This window comes from Polaromonas sp., from assembly GCF_029945925.1.
Taxonomy (GTDB): domain Bacteria; phylum Pseudomonadota; class Gammaproteobacteria; order Burkholderiales; family Burkholderiaceae_C; genus Polaromonas.
On the sequence record NZ_JAQSDN010000029.1, the window covers coordinates 1 to 3,615 of the forward strand.

Sequence of the window (3,615 nt, forward strand, 5' to 3'; positions counted from 1 at the left end):
TTTTTCGTTGGAAATACGCGCCTCCTTCAGGCTCATACCTCGTTGGACAAGGCTCGTTGTTGCGTTTTTTCCTCCAATCAGATAGGTTCCAAAGCACAGCCGGTGCAACAGCAAGAGTCTGCGTGGCAGCTCTTGCTTGACAACGTCATTTCACCCGCGCCGCCACTTCCCGTCCCAGTTCAATCACCGCCATCGCGTAATAACTGCTCCAGTTGTAGCGCGTGATGGCATAAAAATTTTCCGTGCCCGCGACGTAACTCGGTGCGCTGCCGCCGTTGTTGGGGTCGCCGTTGAGCAGCTCGATCAGCGCCAGCGGCCCGGGGTGGATCAAGGCTTCGCCTTCCAGCACCGCGCCCTTGGCGGTGAAGCTGGGCACGCTGAAGGTCGGCAAAATGTCGGGGGCCATCAGCGTGTCCATGTTCAGCGTGCCCGCATCAAACCGGACCGGGTAATGCGTGGGCATGCCGGGCTGCCAGTTGAAGGCCTTGAAATAATTGGCGACCGAGCCGATCACGTCGGCGGGGCTGTTCCACAGGTCGACCTTGCCGTCGCCGTCGAAGTCCACCGCGTATTTGACCCAGCTCGAGGGCATGAACTGCGGCATGCCCATGGCGCCGGCATAACTGCCGCGCGGCGCCAGCGGGTCGCTGCCCAGGCGGCTCTGGTGGCTCAGGAACTGTTCGAGTTCGCCTTTGAAAAACGCGCTGCGCTCCCGGGCCCGCGGATGGGCCGACGGAAAGTCGAAGGCCAGCGTGGTCAGGGCGTCCAGCACGCGGAACTTGCCGGTGTCGCGGCCGTAAATGGTTTCGACACCGATGATGCCGACGATGATGTCTGCGGGCACGCCGTATTCCGCTTCAGCACGCGCCAGGCTGGCCTGGTTGTCCTGCCAGAAGGCGGCGCCTGCTGCGATGCGCACCGGGTCGATGAAACGGCTGCGGTAGACGCGCCAGTTCTTGGTGAAAGTTTTGGCCGGCGGTTGCATCAGCCGCACGACGGTCGGGTTGAAACGCGCCTGGCCGATGGCGTTGCGCACCCATGACACGTCGAGGTCGCGCCGGCTGGCCATGTCTTCGGCAAAACGCATGGCCTCGGGGCGGCTGGCGTAGGCGGTGTCCTGCTCGGTCGCCTGCTGCACCTTGGTCCTCCGGGGTTTGAGGTCTTTTGCGGTGCTGGCGCTTGCTGTGCCTGCGCCGACAGCTATCAAAAGCAGAGCAATCAGGAGGCGGGGAGAGGCGGGGGGAGAAAACGGGCGGGCAATCATGCGAAGGGGGGCGGTTCCAGAAAAACGGAGAGAAGGCGCGGCAGGCTGACAGTATGGCGCCAAGCGCATACCCCGCTGTGTCGAGCGGGAAAGTCAGGCCGGCCAGCTCAGGCCGGCATATTGTTTCTTGAGTTGGGCCAAGGGGGGAGCCGTGCCACCGGCGGTTGTGCCGGCATAACGCTGGGCTTCCAGTTGCAGCAGCCAGTCGTGCAGTGCCTGGCCCTCGTCGCCATACCGCTGCAGGACCTGCCGCGCCAGCTGACGCGGAGAGGTGGCGGCTTGGCTGTCCAGCCCGGCCCTGGCCAGCTGTTTGCGCGCGCGGCCCAGCAGGCGCAGCCAGGGGTCGTGCTGGCTGCGGTCCCACAGGGTCCAGGCGGCACCGGCCAGGCTGAGCGCCACGACGATGGCGATCAGCACATACGCCAGGTCTTCCCAGCTCGGGGACTCAAAACCAATGTCCTTGAGCAGTTGCAGCTGCTTGCCCTGTGTGTAGTTGAGGATCCACTGGTTCCAGCGGTTGTTGACGGCTTCCCAGGTGGCGCGCAGCTGCGCCGACAGCGTCGGGCTGAAGGTGCCCAGTGCCTGCCCGACCAGCCCTTGCGGTGCCGCCAGCCGCTGGAAGGCGCCGGTGCGCCCGGGTGCCACGGCCGAGGTCGGGTCCACCCGCACCCAGCCCTGGCCGGCCTGCCAGACCTCGGCCCAGGCGTGGGCATCGCTCTGGCGCAGCACCCAGAATCCATCGACGGAGTTGATCTCTCCGCCCTGGTAGCCGGTGACGATGCGGGCCGGCACGTCCATGGCGCGCATCAGCACCACAAAGCTTGATGCGATGTGTTCGCAAAAACCTTCCTTGCGGTCGAACCAGAACTCGTCGGCGGTGTTGGCACCGTACACGCCGGGCTCCAGCGTGTAGGTGTAGCCGCCGGTGCGCAGTCGCTCCATCACGGCCTGCACCAGCGCCTCGGCGCCGGCGCGCGCATAACGCGGGTCGCGCCGGATCTCGGCGGCCAGCGCCAGCGTGCGCGGGTTGAAGCCCGGCGGCAGTTCGACAAACTCCTGCAGGCCCACTTCCTGCCGATCGGGCCCGTGCTTGAACACCGGGTGGCTTTTCACCTGGTAACGGACCAGGTCGGTGATGGGGCGGTCCGTCAGCCATTGCAAGTCGCTGCTCATGCGGGTCTGGTAGCCCGGCAGGCGGGGGCTTTCGGCCGCAGCCTCCATCACAAACAGCCAGGGCCGGCTGGTGGGCTCCAGCGTGACCTGATAAGAAATAGGCGCGCCCTCAACGCTCAGGTTGTCGGCCAGCTTGTAGCGGGACGGAAACCCCGACCGGGACGAGGGCCGCCACTCGCGGCCGTCGAAGGCGGAGAGCACGGGGCCGCGAAAGTACAGCTCGCGCTGCGGCGGCGGCCGGCCTTCAAACGCAATCCGCATGGCGATGCTGCTGTCGAGCGCCAGGCTGGCAATGGTGCCGACCTGCATGGTGGCGCTCAGGCCGCTGCGGCCTGTCATGGCATCCGAAGGCACGCCCCACAGCGGCGCCAGGCGCGGGAACAGCACAAACAGCAGCACCATCACCGGCGCACCGAGCAGCGCCATCCAGCCGGCGGTTCTGGCGGCCTGCAGCAGCGGCGGCTTGCCGACCGGCATGTGGGCATTGACCAGGGCCGTCAGCAGGCCCAGCAGGCCCAGCAGCATGCTGAAGGCCGTCAGCAGCGACTGGGAGTAGAAAAAGTTGGTGAGCATCGTGAAGAAGCCGAGGAAGAACACCACAAAGGCGTCACGCCGGGCGCGCAGCTCCAGCGTCTTGAGCGCCAGCAAAATCACGATCAGCGTGACGCCGGCGTCGCGGCCCAGCAGTGTGCGGTGGGTCGCCAGCGTGGCGGCGATGGAAATGGCCAGCAGACCCAGCAGCCACCATTTGTTCGGCAGCGGTTTGTTGCCAAAGGCCAGCCGGCCGCGCCACAGCAGCATGCCGGCCGCCAGCGCGCTGCACCACCAGGGTAGCGCGCTGACTTGCGGCAGCAGCACCCAGGCGATGACCCCCAGCAGGAAGAGGGTGTCGCGGCTGTCGCGGGGCAGGGTTTGGAGGCGGGCTAGCATGTGCTACCCCCCCCTAGAAATTGTCTGAGTGATTCGGATGAAGGTGCTTTGCCAGCAAGCCGGGTCTCGCCCCGGCGGGCGAGGCACTTTTCTTTGCGTCGCCAAAGAAAAGTACCCAAAAGAAAGGCGACCCGATGGTCTGGGTCCCTTCGCTTCGCTACGGGCAACCTGCGGTGCTCGGCAAAAGCGGGAGCTCGCTCGAACTCGCCTTCGGCTCAGACAATCGCGAGCCCTGATCCGCTTTTGCC

General features: G+C 65.9%; 2 protein-coding genes. Both read right to left on the reverse strand.

Features of this window, described 5'->3' with window-relative positions:
* Positions 1–145 precede the first annotated feature (145 nt).
* Positions 146–1,087, reverse strand: a complete 942-nt coding sequence (gene mltB, locus PSV40_RS07095; protein ID WP_300536052.1) for a lytic murein transglycosylase B — start codon at positions 1,085–1,087, stop codon at positions 146–148.
* Between the two features lie 270 nt (positions 1,088–1,357).
* Complete coding sequence (locus tag PSV40_RS07100) at positions 1,358–3,367, reverse strand: transglutaminaseTgpA domain-containing protein (protein WP_300536050.1); 2,010 nt, start codon at positions 3,365–3,367, stop codon at positions 1,358–1,360.
* Between the last annotated feature and the right edge of the window lie 248 nt (positions 3,368–3,615).

Coding starts and splice junctions, on each gene's coding strand:
- mltB (WP_300536052.1), bottom strand. CDS start 1,087: ATGCGTTTTGCCGAAGACATGGCCAGCCGGCGCGACCTCGACGTGTCA.
- PSV40_RS07100 (WP_300536050.1), bottom strand. CDS start 3,367: ATGCTAGCCCGCCTCCAAACCCTGCCCCGCGACAGCCGCGACACCCTC.